Genomic DNA, 15,814 nt, shown 5'->3' on the forward strand with positions numbered 1-15,814 from the left:
ATTAATCAATGGCTTTTGATGAAGTGCTCATGCAATGCAAATGTGGGAGGGGGCTTGCTCCCGATGGCAGTGTGTCAGTCACCTGTAAAGGGGCTGAAACACTGCCATCGGGGGCAAGCCCCCTCCCACATTTTGCCCGAGGTACAACCGGTATTCAGGCGTTCAGGCGTACCTGCTTTTCGAGCTCGGCCTTCAGGCCCGGCTCTAGCTTGAGCTGACGCGCCAGTTCGTCGAGGTAGGCCTTTTCCATAAAGTTTTCTTCATCCACCAACATCACGCTGGCGATGTACATCTCGGCAGCCATTTCCGGGGTGCCGGCGGCGCGGGCTACGTCAGCGGGGTCGAGGGGTTTGTGGAGTTCAGTGTGCAGCCAGCTTTGCAGTTCGCGGTCGTTATCGAGCTTGGTAAATTCGCCTTCGATCAGGGTGCGCTCGCGCTCGTCCACATGCCCATCGGCCTTGGCGGCAGCGACCAGCGCCTTGAGGATGGCCTGGCTGTGTTGTTCAACCTGGGCCGGCGGCAGGCGGTCGATGGTTTGTGGCTCGCCTTTTGGCGCATTGGCCTGTTGCGCCTGCCAGTTGCCATAAGCCTTGTAGGCAATGACACCCAATGCCGCCAGGCCGCCATAGGTCAGGGCCTTGCCGCCGAACTTGCGCGCTTTTTTGTTGCCCAGCAGCAGGCCCATGGCCCCCGCCGCCAGAGCACCGCCGCCCGCGCCGCCGAGCAGGCTGCCCAGGCCGCCGCCACCGAGCAAACCGCCCAACGCACCTTTGTCGTCCGATTTACGCTGGCCGCCAGCCTTGTTTTGCAGCATGTCCTGGCCAGATTTGAGCAATTGATCGAGCAATCCACGGGTATTCATTCGCAGCCTCCAGGCACTTGTGTTCGTAGGACCAATAGGCCCCCAGCGTAAAACTAAGTGCCAAAAAGCCCTGATCTATAGTGCTTCCAGATGTAACGCCATGCGTTACGGCGCCAGCGCGAGCTTTTTTAAAACAGCTACTAAGCTGAAGCATCACCACTTAAAAACTGCCCCGACCATAACTAAAGAAGAGGGAACCCCCATGTCCGCGCACACGACCGCACTGCTCAGCGCCTTGACCACCGCGCTGCTGGCCAGCGCCAGCCTGCAGGCCGCCGAACCGCTCAAGGCGGTAGGCGCCGGCGAAGGCCAGTTGGATATCGTCGCCTGGCCCGGCTATATCGAGCGCGGCGAAAGCGACAAGGCCTACGACTGGGTGACCGGTTTCGAGAAGGAAACCGGCTGCAAAGTGAATGTGAAAACCGCCGCCACCTCGGACGAAATGGTCAGCCTGATGGCCAAGGGCGGTTATGACCTGGTGACCGCATCGGGTGATGCGTCGCTGCGCTTGATCGGCGGCAAGCGCGTGCAACCGATCAATACCGCGCTGATCCCCAACTGGAAGTCTCTGGACCCACGCCTCAAGGACGCGCCGTGGTACGTGGCCGGCCAGCAAACCTACGGCACCCCGTACCAGTGGGGTCCGAACGTATTGATGTACAACACCGAAGTGTTCAAGACTGCGCCCACCAGCTGGAACGTGCTGTTCGAGGCGCAAAACCTGCCGGACGGCAAGCCGAACAAAGGCCGCGTGCAGGCCTATGACGGCCCGATCTACATTGCCGATGCGGCGCTGTACCTCAAGAGCGCCAAGCCGGAACTGGGCATCCAGAGCCCCTATGAATTGACCGAAACTCAGTACAAGGCCGTGCTCGACCTGTTGCGCGCCCAGCAACCGTTGATCCACCGCTACTGGCACGACACCACCGTGCAAATGAGTGATTTCAAAAACGAAGGCGTGGTGGCCTCCAGCGCCTGGCCGTACCAGGTCAACGGCTTGCAGAACGAGAAACAGCCGATCGCTTCGACCATCCCCAAGGAAGGCGCCACCGGCTGGGCCGACACCACCATGTTGCACACCGATGCCAAGCACCCCAACTGCGCTTACAAGTGGATGGACTGGTCACTGCAGCCCAAGGTCCAGGGGGATGTGGCGGCATGGTTCGGTTCATTGCCGGCGGTGCCAGCGGCCTGCAAGGAAAGTGAGTTGCTCGGAGCCGAAGGCTGCAAGACCAATGGTTTTGACCAGTTCGACCAGATCGCCTTCTGGAAAACCCCACAGGCTGAAGGCGGCAAGTTTGTGCCGTATAGCCGTTGGACCCAGGACTACATTGCGATCATGGGCGGGCGCTGAGGTGTCACTGGCGACCTGAATCCAATGTGGGAGCGGGCTTGCTCGCGAATGCGGTGTGTCAGTTGACACATATGTGTCTGATGTACCGCATTCGCGAGCAAGCCCGCTCCCACATTTGGACCGAGTCAACTTCAGCCACCAGGCCCCTGCTTTTTCGGAGCTCCGCACCATGACGCTTGCAGTCCAATTCACTCTCGTCAGCCGTCACTTCGGCGACGTCAAAGCCGTGGACCGGGTTTCCATCGATATCCAGGACGGCGAGTTCTTTTCCCTGCTCGGCCCTTCCGGCTCGGGCAAGACCACTTGCCTGCGCCTGATTGCCGGGTTCGAGCAGCCCAGCGCAGGCTCGATCCGCATCCATGGCGCCGAAGCTGCCGGCTTGCCGCCGTATCAGCGCGATGTGAACACGGTGTTCCAGGACTACGCGCTGTTCCCCCACATGAATGTGCGCGACAACGTTGCCTATGGCCTGAAGGTCAAGGGCGTGGCCAAGACCGAACGGCATAATCGTGCCGAAGAGGCCTTGGCCATGGTCGCCCTGGCCGGCTACGGCGAGCGCAAGCCGGTGCAGCTCTCCGGCGGCCAGCGCCAGCGCGTGGCCCTGGCTCGCGCATTGGTCAATCGCCCACGGGTGTTGCTGCTGGATGAACCCCTGGGCGCCCTCGACCTCAAGTTGCGTGAGCAGATGCAGAGCGAGCTGAAAAAGCTGCAGCGCCAACTGGGCATCACCTTTGTTTTCGTGACCCACGACCAGACCGAAGCGTTGTCGATGTCTGACCGTGTGGCGGTGTTCAACAAGGGCCGTATCGAGCAGGTCGACACCCCGCGCAACCTGTACATGAAGCCCGCCACGGTGTTTGTCGCCGAGTTCGTCGGCACCTCCAACGTGATTCGCGGCGAACTGGCCCGGCGCCTCAGCGGTCACCCGCATCCCTTCTCGATCCGCCCCGAGCATGTGCGCTTTGCCCAAGGCCCACTGGGCGCCAGCGAAGTGCAAATCAGCGGCGTACTGCATGACATCCAATACCAGGGCAGTGCCACCCGCTACGAGCTGAAACTGGAAAACGGCCAGATGCTGAATATCAGCGAGGCCAACAACCAGTGGCTGGCTACCACTAGCCACCACCAGGTCGGCCAGGCGATCACCGCTCGCTGGACGCGGGAAGCCATGACACCGCTGAGCGACAGCACTGGCGAGGTGTGACATGAGCCCTTCCCTTTCCCTGGCGCCGATGCGCAGGTTTTCCAACCTGCTGTACCGCAAGCCCAACCTGTACCTGGCGATGCTGCTGGTACCGCCGCTGCTCTGGTTCGGCGCGATCTACCTGGGTTCGTTGCTGACCCTGCTGTGGCAAGGCTTCTACACCTTCGATGACTTCACCATGGCGGTCACCCCGGGCCTGACCCTGGCCAACTTTGCCGCGCTGTTCCAGCCGTCGAACTTCGACATCATCCAGCGCACCCTGGGCATGGCGATCACGGTGTCTATCGCCAGTGCTATCGTGGCGTTCCCCATTGCCTACTACATGGCGCGCTACACCACGGGCAAGACCAAGGCGTTTTTCTACATCGCGGTGATGATGCCAATGTGGGCCAGCTACATCGTCAAGGCGTATGCCTGGACCTTGTTGCTGGCCAAGGGCGGGGTGGCACAGTGGTTCGTACAGCACTTGGGGCTGGAACCGGTGTTGCAGTGGGTGCTGGGCATTCCCGGCGTGGGCGGCAGCACCTTGAGCACCTCGCATTTGGGGCGGTTCATGGTGTTCGTGTATATCTGGCTGCCCTTCATGATTCTGCCGATCCAGGCGTCCCTGGAACGGTTGCCGCCATCGTTGCTGCAAGCCTCGGCAGACCTGGGGGCCAAGCCGCGCCAGACCTTCATGTACGTGATTCTGCCGTTGTCGGTGCCGGGGATTGCCGCCGGCTCCATCTTCACCTTCTCGCTGACCCTGGGGGACTTCATCGTGCCGCAACTGGTGGGCCCGCCTGGGTACTTCATCGGCGGCATGGTGTACGCCCAGCAAGGCGCTATTGGCAACATGCCGATGGCGGCGGCGTTCACCCTGGTGCCCATCGTGCTGATCGCGATTTACCTGTCCATCGTCAAACGCCTGGGGGCTTTCGATGCACTCTGAAAAAGCATCAATCGGCTTGCGCATGGCCGCCTGGGGCGGGTTGGTGTTTTTGCACTTCCCGATCCTGATTATCTTCCTCTACGCCTTCAACACCGAGGAAGCCGCGTTCAGCTTTCCGCCCCAGGGTTTCACCTTGAAGTGGTTCAGCGTGGCCTTTGCGCGGCCGGACGTACTGGAGGCGATCAAGCTGTCAGTGCAGATCGCAGCCATCGCCACGCTGATCGCCATGGTGCTTGGCACGCTGGCCTCGGCGGCGTTGTATCGGCGTGAATTCTTCGGCAAGCAAGGCGTATCGCTGATGCTGATCCTGCCCATTGCGCTGCCGGGGATCATCACCGGCATCGCCTTGCTGGCAACCTTCAAGACGCTGGGCATCGAGCCTGGCATGTTCACTATCATCGTCGGCCACGCCACCTTCTGCGTGGTGATCGTCTACAACAACGTCATCGCCCGCCTGCGCCGCACTTCCCACAGCCTCATCGAAGCCTCGATGGACCTGGGCGCCGACGGCTGGCAGACCTTCCGTTACATCATCCTGCCCAACCTGGGCTCGGCGCTGCTGGCCGGCGGCATGCTCGCCTTTGCGCTGTCGTTCGACGAAATCATCGTGACCACCTTCACGGCCGGTCACGAGCGCACCTTGCCGCTGTGGCTGCTCAACCAGTTGAGTCGCCCTCGGGATGTGCCTGTCACCAACGTGGTCGCCATGCTGGTGATGGGGGTGACGATGTTCCCGATTCTCGGTGCCTACTACCTGACACGCGGTGGTGAAAGCGTGGCGGGCAGTGGTGGTAAATAACGATGCCACTGGAGGAACCCACATGCAGATCCGGTTTCGTCAGGGGTAAACAGTCGCTCAGAGGAGAGCTGAACCATGCAAACCCAATTGCTGATCAACGGCCAGTTGGTGGCCGGCGAAGGCGCGGCCCAGCCGGTGTTGAACCCCTCGTTGGGCCAAGTGATCGTACACATCAACGAGGCCAGCGAAGCCCAGGTGGATGCCGCCGTGCGTGCTGCGGATGCGGCGTTCGAAAGCTGGTCGCAAACGGCGCCCAAGGATCGCTCGCTGCTACTGTTGAAACTGGCAGACGCGATCGAAGCCCACAGCGAAGAACTGGCCAGGTTGGAGTCGGATAACTGCGGCAAGCCCTACAGCGCAGCGCTGAACGATGAGATCCCGGCAATTGCCGACGTGTTCCGCTTCTTTGCCGGCGCCAGCCGCTGCATGAGTGGTTCGGCCGGTGGCGAATACTTGCCGGGGCATACGTCGATGATCCGTCGTGATCCGGTGGGTGTGATCGCCTCGATTGCGCCGTGGAACTACCCCTTGATGATGGTCGCCTGGAAAATCGCACCCGCCTTGGCCGCCGGTAATACCGTGGTGCTCAAGCCGTCGGAACAAACCCCGCTGACCGCGATGCGCTTGGTGGAGTTGGCGTCGGAGATTTTCCCGGCGGGTGTACTCAACCTGGTGTTCGGCCGTGGCCCCAGCGTGGGTAGCCCGCTGGTGAACCACCCTAAAGTGCGCATGGTGTCGCTGACCGGCTCTATCGCCACTGGCGCGAATATCATTTCCAACACCGCCGACAGCGTGAAGCGTCTGCACATGGAACTGGGCGGCAAGGCGCCGGTGATCATCTTCAATGATGCGGATATCGACGCGGCCGTTGAAGGCATTCGCACCTTTGGTTTCTACAACGCCGGGCAGGATTGCACGGCGGCGTGTCGGATTTATGCCCAGGCCGATATCTATGACGCATTTGTCGAAAAGCTTGGCGCGGCAGTTTCCACCCTCAAGTACGGCTTGCAGGACGACCCAAACACCGAGTTGGGCCCGCTGATTACCGCGCAACACCGTGACCGCGTGGCGGGGTTTGTGGAACGTGCCGTGGCGCAGCCGCATATCCGGCTGGTAACGGGTGGCAAGGCGGTGGCGGGCGATGGATTCTTCTTTGAGCCAACCGTGCTGGCCGATGCGCAACAGGACGATGAGATTGTGCGTCGCGAGGTGTTCGGGCCGGTGGTGTCGGTGACCCAATTCAGCGATGAAGCGCAGGTGCTGGGCTGGGCCAACGATTCGGACTACGGGCTGGCGTCATCGGTATGGACCGCTGATGTAGGCCGTGCCCATCGATTGGCGGCGCGGTTGCAGTACGGCTGCACCTGGGTGAACACCCACTTCATGCTGGTCAGTGAAATGCCACACGGCGGTCAGAAACTGTCAGGGTATGGCAAGGATATGTCGATGTATGGGTTGGAGGATTACACCACCGTGCGGCACGTCATGTTCAAGCACTGACACAGCGCAGAACTGCTGTATGTGGGAGCGAGCAAGCTCGCTCCCACATTGGATCTTCACATTTAATAGATACCGTGTTCCTACCAGTAGCCGGAAACGTCTTGTTTCATATGCAGCGCCATCACCCCGCTATCAATCATTTTTCCTACGTCATCGAACCGCTTAAGCTATCCGGCGTCTGTTTATTGTCCGTTGCGTTTGGCCGAAGGCATGTCCGAACCGTAATTTCTTATCCAGTACGTGCCAGGAACGGCGCGGGATTTGCTCACGACAGGTTGTCTCTATGCACCGCAGGAATTTGCTCAAAGCGTCCATGGCCATTGCGGCTTACACCGGTTTATCGGCCAGCGGTCTGCTCGCTGCGCAGGCGTGGGCCGGGAACCGCGCAGCCGATGGCAAGGCCGTGTCGTTCGATTTTGAAACGCTGAAGGCCCAGGCCAAGCAACTGGCCGGGACCGCCTATAAAGACACCAAGCAGGTACTGCCACCGACCCTGGCGACCATGACCCCGCAGAATTTCAATGCCATCGGCTATGACGGCCAGCATTCGCTGTGGAAAGAATTGAACGGTCAGTTGGATGTGCAGTTCTTCCACGTCGGCATGGGCTTCAAGACGCCGGTGCGCATGCACAGTGTCGACCCCAAGACCCGCGCATCCCGCGAGGTGCACTTTCGTCCTTCGCTGTTCAACTATGAAAAAACCACGGTAGACACCAAGCAGTTGACCGGCGACCTGGGGTTTTCTGGCTTCAAGCTGTTCAAGGCCCCGGAGCTGGATCGCCATGACGTGCTGTCGTTCCTCGGCGCCAGTTACTTCCGCGCAGTGGACGCCACAGGCCAATACGGCCTTTCGGCCCGTGGCCTGGCCATCGATACCTACGCGAAAAAACGCGAGGAGTTCCCCGATTTCACCCAGTTCTGGTTCGAAACCCCGGACAAGGACGCCACCCGCTTCGTGGTCTATGCCTTGCTCGACTCGCCAAGCGCCACTGGCGCCTATCGCTTCGATATCGACTGCCAGGCCAGCCAAGTGGTGATGGCCATCGATGCCCATATCAATGCGCGCACCACCATCGAACAACTGGGCATCGCACCGATGACCAGCATGTTCAGCTGTGGCACCCATGAGCGCCGCATGTGCGACACCATCCACCCGCAAATCCATGACTCGGACCGCCTGGCCATGTGGCGCGGCAATGGCGAATGGATCTGCCGTCCGCTGAACAACCCGGCCAAATTGCAGTTCAACGCGTTTGCCGACAAAGACCCGAAGGGCTTCGGCCTGGTGCAGACCGACCATGAGTTCGCCAGCTACCAGGACACGGTGGACTGGTACAGCAAGCGCCCAAGCCTGTGGGTCGAACCCACCACCGCCTGGGGCGAAGGCTCCATCGATTTGCTGGAAATCCCTACCACCGGCGAAACCCTGGACAACATCGTGGCCTTCTGGACCCCGAAGAAACCCGTGGCCGCCGGCGACTCGCTCAACTATGGCTACAAGTTGTACTGGAGCGCATTGCCGCCGGTGAGCACGCCGTTGGCGCAGGTGGATGCGACCCGCTCCGGCATGGGCGGTTTTACCGAAGGCTGGGCACCGGGGGAGCATTACCCCGAGGTGTGGGCCCGTCGTTTTGCCGTGGACTTCAAGGGCGGTGGCCTGGACCGACTGCCGGCCGGCACCGGGATCGAGCCGGTGGTGACCTGCTCCCACGGCCAGGTGAAGGATTTCAGCGTGCTGGTGCTCGACAACATCAAGGGCTACCGCATCCTGTTTGACTGGTACCCCACCAGCGACAGCGTGGAGCCGGTGGAGCTGCGGCTGTTCATCCGTACCCAGGACCGCACGCTGAGTGAAACCTGGTTGTATCAGTACTTCCCGCCAGCCCCCGAACAGCGCAAGTACACCTAAGATTCAATATGGGAGGGGGCTTGCCCTCTCCCACATTGTCCAGCCCTGCCTCTAAAACCGCGACACACTCTTCATTGCCCCAATCAAATACCGCATCGCCACCTGATCACTCTCGGTCAACGCACGGTACTGCTCCACCAACTCCGCCTCTTCCAAACTCAACCTGCGACCACGCAAAGACAACCTGCGGGTGAGAAATGACGCCACTGCACCCGCCACACCATAGGACTTGGTCATGGACTGCTACTCCTGATATCAATCAAACACTCCTTGTGCCCATCACCTGCCTCCCGTGAAGCGCAATGCCTCCGTGGACAAACAGACTGACTCCCTGGGCCAGAAATCAGACTTACCCTAAGCGTAGAAACTATCTCGCCACCTGTGGGATTTTTTTAGAGTATTCACTTAAAAAACTATCGCGGTAACAAAGACCTACAGGCATATCCCACCCTATGGGCGTAAAAAAACCCACCGGGTCAGGGTGGGTTCGGGTGCTGCGCCCTGTGGGCTCAATCCCTCAGGTCAGACTCATGGATCGGCTGGTCACGATGGGTGGCGCGCTGGTACTGCGCCGGCCATATTGCCTTGCGCCCGCCCAAGTCATCGTCGGCGTGCAAGGGCCAGTACGGATCACGCAGCAGCTCACGGGCCAGGAAGATGATATCGGCCTGGCAAGTACGCAGGATGTGCTCGGCCTGGGCGGGCTCTGTGATCATGCCGACGGTGCCGGTGGCGATGCCGGACTCCTTGCGCACGCGCTCGGCGAAGCGGGTCTGGTAACCCGGGCCGGTGGGGATCTCGGCATTGGCGGCGGTGCCACCGGAGGACACATCGATCAGGTCCACGCCAAGGTCCTTCAGGCGGCGCGCCAGTTCCACGGTTTCATCGGGGTTCCAGCCGTCTTCGACCCAGTCGGTGGCGGAGACGCGCACAAACAGCGGCAGCTCTTGCGGCCAGACGTCACGCACGGCCTTGGTCACCTGCAGCACGAGACGGATACGGTTTTCAAACGAGCCACCGTACTGGTCCTGGCGCTGGTTACTGATGGGCGAAAGGAATTGATGCAGCAAATAGCCGTGGGCGGCGTGGATCTCGACCACCTCAAACCCGGCGGTCAACGCGCGCTTGGCCGCGGCGACAAAGTCGGCGATCACTTGCTGGATCTGGCCTTCGTCCAAGGGTTTGGGCTGGGTGTGCTGGGGGTCGAAGGCAATCGGTGAGGGGCCTACCGGGGTCCAGCCGCCGTCTTGCACCTTGACGCTGCCATGCTTGCCGATCCATGGCCGATGGGTGCTGGCCTTGCGCCCGGCGTGGGCCAACTGGATCCCGGCCACTGCGCCCTGGGCGGCGATAAAACGGGTGATGCGTTGCAGCGGTTCGATCTGGGCGTCGTGCCACAGTCCCAGGTCCTGGGCGGTGATGCGGCCATCGGCGGTCACGGCGGTGGCTTCGGTGAAAATCAGCCCGGCACCGCCCACGGCACGGCTGCCGAGGTGCACCAGGTGCCAGTCATTGGCCAGGCCTTCTTCAGCGGAGTACTGGCACATGGGCGACACCGCAATGCGGTTGAGCAGGGTCAATTGGCGCAGGGTATAGGGTTCGAGCAGCTGACTCATGGCGCACCTCTTCTGGGTTCTGTGGGCACTTCTGTAGGAGCGAGCTTGCTCGCGAAGGCCTCAATGTCGCCGCGTCCATCCAGGATTTACGCGTTACCGTTGACGTTTTTCGCGAGCACGCTCGCTCCTACAGAGCCTAGTCGACAACGCCCGATTGCACAGGGTTCAGACGCAAAGCGGGAGCCGATTGCCGGCTCCCGTGCTGCCAGCGCTTACATTTCGACCTGGGTGCCCAGCTCGATCACCCGGTTTACCGGGAGTTTGAAGAAGCGCAGGTTGCCGTTGGCGTTCTTCAACATGAAGGCGAACAGGCTTTCGCGCCAGCGCGCCATACCCTTGATGCGCGAAGCAATCACCGTCTCGCGACTGAGAAAATAGGTGGTGCGCATCGGGCTGAAGTCCAGGTCATCCAAGTGGCACAATTTCAGCGCTTCGGGCACATCCGGCTCGTCGGTAAAACCGAAATGCAGGATGACCCGGAAGAAGCCGTCACCGAAGGCGTCCACCTCGAAACGCCGCGCAGCCGGCACCCGCGGGATGTCTTCGTAGACCACTGTCAGCAGCACCACTTGCTCGTGCAGCACCTGGTTATGCAGCAGGTTGTGCAACAGCGCGTGGGGCACTGCATCCGGGCGCGCCGTGAGGAACACCGCCGTGCCCTGCACGCGATGGGGCGGTTGCACGCGAATACTGCCGATAAAGATCGGCAGCGGCAGGCCGCCTTCGTCGAGGCGCTCCACCAGCAATTGCTTGCCGCGTTTCCAGGTGGTCATCAGCACAAACAACACAATCCCCGCCAGCACCGGGAAGGCACCGCCCTGGATGATCTTGGGCACGTTGGCGGCAAAGTACAGGCCGTCCACCAACAGGCAGCAGACCAACACCGGCACCGCCAGTATCGGTGGCCATTTCCACAGCAGCAGCATCACCGCCGACACCAGGATGGTGGTCATCAGCATGGTCCCGGTCACCGCTACGCCGTACGCCGAGGCCAGGGCGTTGGACGACTCGAAGCCCAGCACCAGCAAAATCACGCCGACCATCAGCGACCAGTTCACCGCACCGATATAGATCTGGCCCTGCTCGGCACTGGAGGTGTGCTGGATATGCATACGCGGGATGTAACCCAGCTGGATCGCCTGGCGGGTCAGGGAGAACGCGCCGGAGATGACCGCCTGGGACGCGATCACCGTGGCCAGGGTGGACAACACCACCAGCGGGATCAGTGCCCAACTCGGTGCCAGCAGGTAGAACGGGTTGCGTGCCGCTTCCGGGTCGCCCAGCAGCATCGCGCCCTGGCCAAAATAGTTGAGCACCAGCGCCGGCAGCACCAGGATGAACCAGGCACGGGCAATGGGTTTGCGGCCGAAGTGGCCCATGTCGGCGTACAGCGCTTCGGCGCCGGTCAGTGCCAGCACCACCGCCCCGAGGATGGCCACGCCAATGCCCGGATGTGCCTCGAAAAAGCGCACAGCCCACATCGGGTTCATGGCGCTGAGCACTTCAGGATGCAGGGTGATGCCGTATACGCCCAGGCCACCGAGCACCAGGAACCAGGTCACCATGACGGGCCCGAACAGCTTGCCGATCTGGTCGGTGCCGTGTTTTTGGATCAGGAACAGCGCCACCAGCACCACCAGGGCGATGGGCACGACCCATTTCTCCAGGCCGTCAAACGCCAGCTCCAGGCCTTCAACGGCCGACAGCACGGAAATCGCCGGGGTGATCATGCTGTCACCGTAGAACAGCGCGGCCCCGCACAGGCCGCACACCACCAGGAAGCTGCGCAACTTCTTGCGCTCCCCCGCCGCCCGTCGCGCCAACGCCGTCAGGGCCATGATGCCGCCTTCGCCCTGGTTGTCGGCACGCAGCACAAACAGCATGTATTTGATCGACACGACCCAGATCAGCGACCAAAAGATCAGCGCCAGAATCCCCAAGACGCCGTCATGGTTGACCTGCACCCCATACCCGCCGTTGAACACCTCTTTGAGGGTATAGAGCGGGCTGGTCCCGATATCACCGTAAACCACCCCGACCGCTGCCACCAGCATGCCAATCGGCTTCGCGGTGGAATGCTCGGCGCCTGCCGCCGGACTACTTGCCTGACCCATCAACCACTCCTGCCTTTTGACCTGAGGTCTTTTATAAACAGCGCTTCTGAGTTGAACCTAGCATGCGCTGTTTTACTTCTCGTAACAGACGTTTTATTGACCTCGGGGTTCTACCCGTGTGCAACGGCGCGAAGCATAGCGCAGCACTCGTCGCATTTCCCCGCATAAAGCTGGTCAAGTGCGTTGCCCGTCGCTAGAATTGCGCACTTTTTGATCAGAGGCACACCAAGTGCCCGTCTACCGCCTTGTCGTGCCCGACTGGCGGCGTCATTCAATACCGAGGTTAGACATGTCCACCACCATCGCAAAAGCCAACCCCAAGGTTGGCTTTGTTTCCCTGGGGTGCCCGAAGGCACTCGTCGATTCCGAGCGCATCCTTACGCAACTGCGTATGGAAGGTTACGACGTCGTGTCCACTTACCAGGACGCGGACGTGGTGGTGGTCAACACCTGTGGCTTCATCGACTCGGCCAAGGCCGAATCCCTGGAAGTGATCGGCGAAGCCATCAAGGAAAACGGCAAGGTCATCGTGACCGGCTGCATGGGTGTGGAAGAAGGCAATATCCGCAACGTGCACCCGAGCGTGCTGGCGGTGACCGGTCCGCAGCAGTACGAGCAGGTGGTCAATGCCGTGCACGAAGTGGTGCCGCCGCGTCAGGATCACAACCCGCTGATCGACCTGGTGCCGCCCCAAGGCATCAAGCTGACCCCGCGTCACTACGCGTACCTGAAGATTTCCGAAGGCTGCAACCACAGCTGCAGCTTCTGCATCATCCCGTCGATGCGCGGCAAGCTGGTCAGCCGCCCGGTCGGCGATGTGCTGGACGAGGCCCAGCGCCTGGTCAAATCCGGCGTGAAGGAACTGTTGGTGATCTCCCAGGACACCAGCGCCTATGGCGTCGATGTGAAATACCGCACCGGCTTCTGGAACGGCGCGCCGGTGAAAACCCGCATGACCGAACTCTGCGAAGCCCTGAGCAGCCTGGGTGTGTGGGTGCGCCTGCACTACGTTTACCCGTACCCGCACGTTGATGAGCTGATCCCGTTGATGGCCGCCGGCAAGATCCTGCCGTACCTGGACATCCCGTTCCAGCACGCCAGCCCGAAAGTGCTCAAGGCGATGAAACGCCCGGCGTTCGAAGACAAGACCCTGGCGCGCATCAAGAACTGGCGCGAGATCTGCCCGGAACTGATCATCCGCTCCACCTTCATCGTGGGTTTCCCTGGCGAAACCGAAGAAGACTTCCAGTACCTGCTGGACTGGCTCACCGAAGCCCAACTGGACCGCGTCGGCTGCTTCCAGTACTCGCCGGTTGAAGGCGCCCCCGCCAACCTGTTGGACCTGGCCGTGGTACCGGATGACGTCAAGCAGGACCGTTGGGAGCGTTTCATGGCGCACCAGCAGGCCATCAGCTCGGCGCGCCTGCAACTGCGCATCGGCAAGGAAATCGAAGTGCTGATCGACGAAGTCGACGAGCAAGGCGCGGTTGGCCGTTGCTTCTTCGACGCGCCGGAGATCGACGGTAACGTGTTTATCGACGATGCCAGCGGTTTGAAGCCAGGTGACAAGGTCTGGTGCACCGTGACAGACGCCGACGAGTACGACTTGTGGGCCGAAAAGCGCGACTAAATCTGTAAAGATTCAAAAAGCCCCGCCTCTGGACAAGAAGCGGGGCTTTTTTACGTCTATCGTTTTGCCCATCAACGCCAATCATCATCGGCAAGGGGCAGCGGGCATGCGTCAGCATTCGGTTATCCACACACCTAAAACCAGCGACTACACCGAGTTGGCGCGGATTTGGGAGGCCTCGGTAAGGGCGACCCATGACTTTTTGCCGGACAGCTACATCCTGTTGCTCAAAAACCTGGTGCTGACCCGCTACCTCGATTGCGTGATGTTGATCTGCACCAAGGACCTGCGCCAGCGCATTACCGGGTTTGCCGGCGTGGCGGCGGGCAAGGTGGAGATGCTGTTTATCGACCCGCCGCATCGGGGCCAGGGGCTTGGCCGACAATTGTTGAAATACGCCATCGAACACATGAATGCCGATGAGCTGGACGTCAACGAACAGAACCCACAAGCGCTGGGCTTTTACTTCAAGCAAGGGTTCGAGGTGATCGGACGTACGGAACAGGATGGCCTGGGGCAACCTTATCCGTTGCTGCACATGCGTTTGCGCCAGGCGCAGCAACAAGCTCGCCAGGGCTAATTGAAATGGAGCCGGGATTAACCGGCCCCACACAGGTACAATAGCCGCCCCCTTTTGTTACGGCCCTTGTCATGACTGACCCCATACGCCTCTCCAAACGCCTTATCGAACTGGTCGGTTGCTCCCGTCGGGAGGCTGAGCTGTTTATCGAAGGCGGCTGGGTCTCGGTGGACGGTGAAGTGATCGACGAGCCGCAGTTCAAGGTCACCACCCAAAAGGTCGAACTCGACCCCGAAGCCAAGGCCACCGCGCCGGAGCCGGTGACCATCCTGATGCACGCTCCTGCCGGCGTGGACGCCGAAACCGCCCTGGCCACGATCAGCGCCGAGACGCTGTCCGAAGAACACCGCTTCGGCAAGCGCCCGCTCAAGGGCCACTTCCTGCGCCTGACCGCCAGCGCCGACCTGCAGCCCAAGGCCAGCGGCCTGCTGGTGTTTACCCAGGACTGGAAGATTCTGCGCAAGTTGACCGCCGATGCCGCCAAGATCGAGCAGGAATACGTGGTGGAAGTCGAAGGCGACATGGTTGCCCATGGCCTCAACCGCCTCAACCATGGCCTGACTTACAAAGGCAAGGAACTGCCGGCAGTCAAAGCCAGCTGGCAGAACGAAAACCGCCTGCGCTTTGCGATGAAAAACCCGCAGCCGGGCGTGATTGCACTGTTCTGCGAAGCGGTTGGCCTGAAGGTCATCGCTATTCGTCGCATCCGCATCGGCGGCGTGTCCATCGGCAAAGTGCCGGTCGGCCAATGGCGCTACCTGTCCGGCAAAGAGAAGTTCTAAGCCGCTGCCCCTTTTTTTAGATACCGCCTGATTCGGCGGTGTCCCCCGTTCAATACCAGGATTGCCCACCATGATTCACAACGACGTACTGCGCAGCGTGCGCTACATGCTCGACATCAGCGACAACAAGATGGTCGAGATCATCAAGCTCGGCGGCATGGACGTGACCAACGAAGACCTGCTCACGTACCTCAAGAAAGATGAGGAAGAAGGCTTCGTGTTCTGCCCGGACGACGTCATGGCGCACTTCCTTGATGGCCTGGTGATCTTCAAGCGTGGCAAGGACGAAAGCCGCCCGCCTCAGCCGATCGAAACGCCGGTGACCAACAACATCATCCTCAAGAAACTGCGCGTGGCCTTCGAACTGAAAGAAGACGACATGCACGCAATTCTCAAGGCTGCAGAGTTCCCGGTATCCAAGCCGGAACTGAGCGCGTTGTTCCGCAAGTTTGGCCACACCAACTACCGTACGTGCGGCGACCAATTGCTGCGCAATTTCCTCAAGGGCCTGACGCTGCGGGTGCGTACCTAAG

Annotated in this window: 14 protein-coding genes; 10 read left to right on the plus strand and 4 right to left on the minus strand. The window is 60.9% G+C overall.

All coding sequences use genetic code 11. The features are described from left to right. Window positions 1-154: 154 nt before the first annotated feature. A complete protein-coding gene (locus tag DYL59_RS23435) occupies window positions 155-862 on the minus strand; it encodes a tellurite resistance TerB family protein (protein WP_135291310.1) in 708 nt (235 codons plus the stop codon). 202 nt (window positions 863-1,064) lie between these two features. On the opposite strand from DYL59_RS23435, the gene ydcS reads away from it, so the two are divergent. The 6 genes from ydcS to DYL59_RS23465 all read left to right on the plus strand — a co-directional run bounded on the left by ydcS (window position 1,065) and on the right by DYL59_RS23465 (window position 8,559). Next, the gene (gene ydcS / locus DYL59_RS23440; protein ID WP_135291311.1) at window positions 1,065-2,216 is read left to right on the plus strand and encodes a putative ABC transporter substrate-binding protein YdcS; all 1,152 of its coding nucleotides are present in this window, start codon (window positions 1,065-1,067) and stop codon (window positions 2,214-2,216) included. A gap of 169 nt (window positions 2,217-2,385) precedes the next feature. Then, window positions 2,386-3,420 (plus strand): ABC transporter ATP-binding protein, encoded by a 1,035-nt coding sequence (locus DYL59_RS23445; protein WP_135291312.1) that lies wholly within the window; start codon window positions 2,386-2,388, stop codon window positions 3,418-3,420. A 1-nt stretch (window position 3,421) separates the two neighbouring features. After that, the gene (locus DYL59_RS23450; RefSeq protein ID WP_135291313.1) at window positions 3,422-4,351 is read left to right on the plus strand and encodes an ABC transporter permease; all 930 of its coding nucleotides are present in this window, start codon (window positions 3,422-3,424) and stop codon (window positions 4,349-4,351) included. Then, window positions 4,341-5,150: an ABC transporter permease gene (locus DYL59_RS23455; protein ID WP_135291314.1), complete on the plus strand. Its 810-nt coding sequence runs from the start codon at window positions 4,341-4,343 to the stop codon at window positions 5,148-5,150. Before DYL59_RS23450 ends, DYL59_RS23455 begins: the two co-directional genes overlap by 11 nt. A gap of 75 nt (window positions 5,151-5,225) precedes the next feature. Continuing rightward, window positions 5,226-6,650, plus strand: a complete 1,425-nt coding sequence (locus tag DYL59_RS23460; protein WP_135291315.1) for a gamma-aminobutyraldehyde dehydrogenase — start codon at window positions 5,226-5,228, stop codon at window positions 6,648-6,650. 283 nt (window positions 6,651-6,933) lie between these two features. Continuing rightward, complete coding sequence (locus DYL59_RS23465) at window positions 6,934-8,559, plus strand: glucan biosynthesis protein D (RefSeq protein WP_135291316.1); 1,626 nt, start codon at window positions 6,934-6,936, stop codon at window positions 8,557-8,559. A 51-nt stretch (window positions 8,560-8,610) separates the two neighbouring features. Here DYL59_RS23465 and DYL59_RS23470 read toward each other — a convergent pair whose 3' ends face one another. The 3 genes from DYL59_RS23470 to DYL59_RS23480 all read right to left on the minus strand — a co-directional run bounded on the left by DYL59_RS23470 (window position 8,611) and on the right by DYL59_RS23480 (window position 12,289). Beyond that, window positions 8,611-8,796 (minus strand): hypothetical protein, encoded by a 186-nt coding sequence (locus DYL59_RS23470; protein ID WP_135291317.1) that lies wholly within the window; start codon window positions 8,794-8,796, stop codon window positions 8,611-8,613. A gap of 272 nt (window positions 8,797-9,068) precedes the next feature. Further along, window positions 9,069-10,175, minus strand: a complete 1,107-nt coding sequence (locus DYL59_RS23475) for an NADH:flavin oxidoreductase/NADH oxidase (RefSeq protein WP_135291318.1) — start codon at window positions 10,173-10,175, stop codon at window positions 9,069-9,071. A gap of 212 nt (window positions 10,176-10,387) precedes the next feature. Further along, window positions 10,388-12,289: a potassium transporter Kup gene (locus DYL59_RS23480; RefSeq protein WP_135291319.1), complete on the minus strand. Its 1,902-nt coding sequence runs from the start codon at window positions 12,287-12,289 to the stop codon at window positions 10,388-10,390. Window positions 12,290-12,578: 289 nt separating this feature from the next. Here DYL59_RS23480 and rimO point away from each other — a divergent pair, with 289 nt between their 5' ends. The 4 genes from rimO to DYL59_RS23500 all read left to right on the plus strand — a co-directional run bounded on the left by rimO (window position 12,579) and on the right by DYL59_RS23500 (window position 15,813). Then, on the plus strand, window positions 12,579-13,919 hold the full coding sequence (gene rimO / locus DYL59_RS23485; RefSeq protein ID WP_003231334.1) for a 30S ribosomal protein S12 methylthiotransferase RimO: 1,341 nt from the start codon (window positions 12,579-12,581) through the stop codon (window positions 13,917-13,919). A 106-nt stretch (window positions 13,920-14,025) separates the two neighbouring features. Next, window positions 14,026-14,499, plus strand: a complete 474-nt coding sequence (locus DYL59_RS23490) for a GNAT family N-acetyltransferase (protein ID WP_135291320.1) — start codon at window positions 14,026-14,028, stop codon at window positions 14,497-14,499. Window positions 14,500-14,570: 71 nt separating this feature from the next. Next, window positions 14,571-15,281, plus strand: coding sequence for an rRNA pseudouridine synthase (locus DYL59_RS23495; protein ID WP_135291321.1), 711 nt, complete (start codon window positions 14,571-14,573; stop codon window positions 15,279-15,281). A gap of 70 nt (window positions 15,282-15,351) precedes the next feature. Continuing rightward, the gene (locus DYL59_RS23500) at window positions 15,352-15,813 is read left to right on the plus strand and encodes a YehS family protein (protein ID WP_135291322.1); all 462 of its coding nucleotides are present in this window, start codon (window positions 15,352-15,354) and stop codon (window positions 15,811-15,813) included. Window position 15,814: the final 1 nt, after the last annotated feature.

Origin of the sequence: Pseudomonas kairouanensis, assembly GCF_004682055.1 — a bacterium.
GTDB lineage: Bacteria > Pseudomonadota > Gammaproteobacteria > Pseudomonadales > Pseudomonadaceae > Aquipseudomonas > Aquipseudomonas kairouanensis.

What these genes read in the sequence shown, in the direction of transcription:
- DYL59_RS23435 (WP_135291310.1), bottom strand. Translation starts at nt 862, where the DNA reads ATGAATACCCGTGGATTGCTCGATCAATTGCTCAAATCTGGCCAGGAC.
- ydcS (WP_135291311.1), top strand. Translation starts at nt 1,065, where the DNA reads ATGTCCGCGCACACGACCGCACTGCTCAGCGCCTTGACCACCGCGCTG.
- DYL59_RS23445 (WP_135291312.1), top strand. Translation starts at nt 2,386, where the DNA reads ATGACGCTTGCAGTCCAATTCACTCTCGTCAGCCGTCACTTCGGCGAC.
- DYL59_RS23450 (WP_135291313.1), top strand. Translation starts at nt 3,422, where the DNA reads ATGAGCCCTTCCCTTTCCCTGGCGCCGATGCGCAGGTTTTCCAACCTG.
- DYL59_RS23455 (WP_135291314.1), top strand. Translation starts at nt 4,341, where the DNA reads ATGCACTCTGAAAAAGCATCAATCGGCTTGCGCATGGCCGCCTGGGGC.
- DYL59_RS23460 (WP_135291315.1), top strand. Translation starts at nt 5,226, where the DNA reads ATGCAAACCCAATTGCTGATCAACGGCCAGTTGGTGGCCGGCGAAGGC.
- DYL59_RS23465 (WP_135291316.1), top strand. Translation starts at nt 6,934, where the DNA reads ATGCACCGCAGGAATTTGCTCAAAGCGTCCATGGCCATTGCGGCTTAC.
- DYL59_RS23470 (WP_135291317.1), bottom strand. Translation starts at nt 8,796, where the DNA reads ATGACCAAGTCCTATGGTGTGGCGGGTGCAGTGGCGTCATTTCTCACC.
- DYL59_RS23475 (WP_135291318.1), bottom strand. Translation starts at nt 10,175, where the DNA reads ATGAGTCAGCTGCTCGAACCCTATACCCTGCGCCAATTGACCCTGCTC.
- DYL59_RS23480 (WP_135291319.1), bottom strand. Translation starts at nt 12,289, where the DNA reads ATGGGTCAGGCAAGTAGTCCGGCGGCAGGCGCCGAGCATTCCACCGCG.
- rimO (WP_003231334.1), top strand. Translation starts at nt 12,579, where the DNA reads ATGTCCACCACCATCGCAAAAGCCAACCCCAAGGTTGGCTTTGTTTCC.
- DYL59_RS23490 (WP_135291320.1), top strand. Translation starts at nt 14,026, where the DNA reads ATGCGTCAGCATTCGGTTATCCACACACCTAAAACCAGCGACTACACC.
- DYL59_RS23495 (WP_135291321.1), top strand. Translation starts at nt 14,571, where the DNA reads ATGACTGACCCCATACGCCTCTCCAAACGCCTTATCGAACTGGTCGGT.
- DYL59_RS23500 (WP_135291322.1), top strand. Translation starts at nt 15,352, where the DNA reads ATGATTCACAACGACGTACTGCGCAGCGTGCGCTACATGCTCGACATC.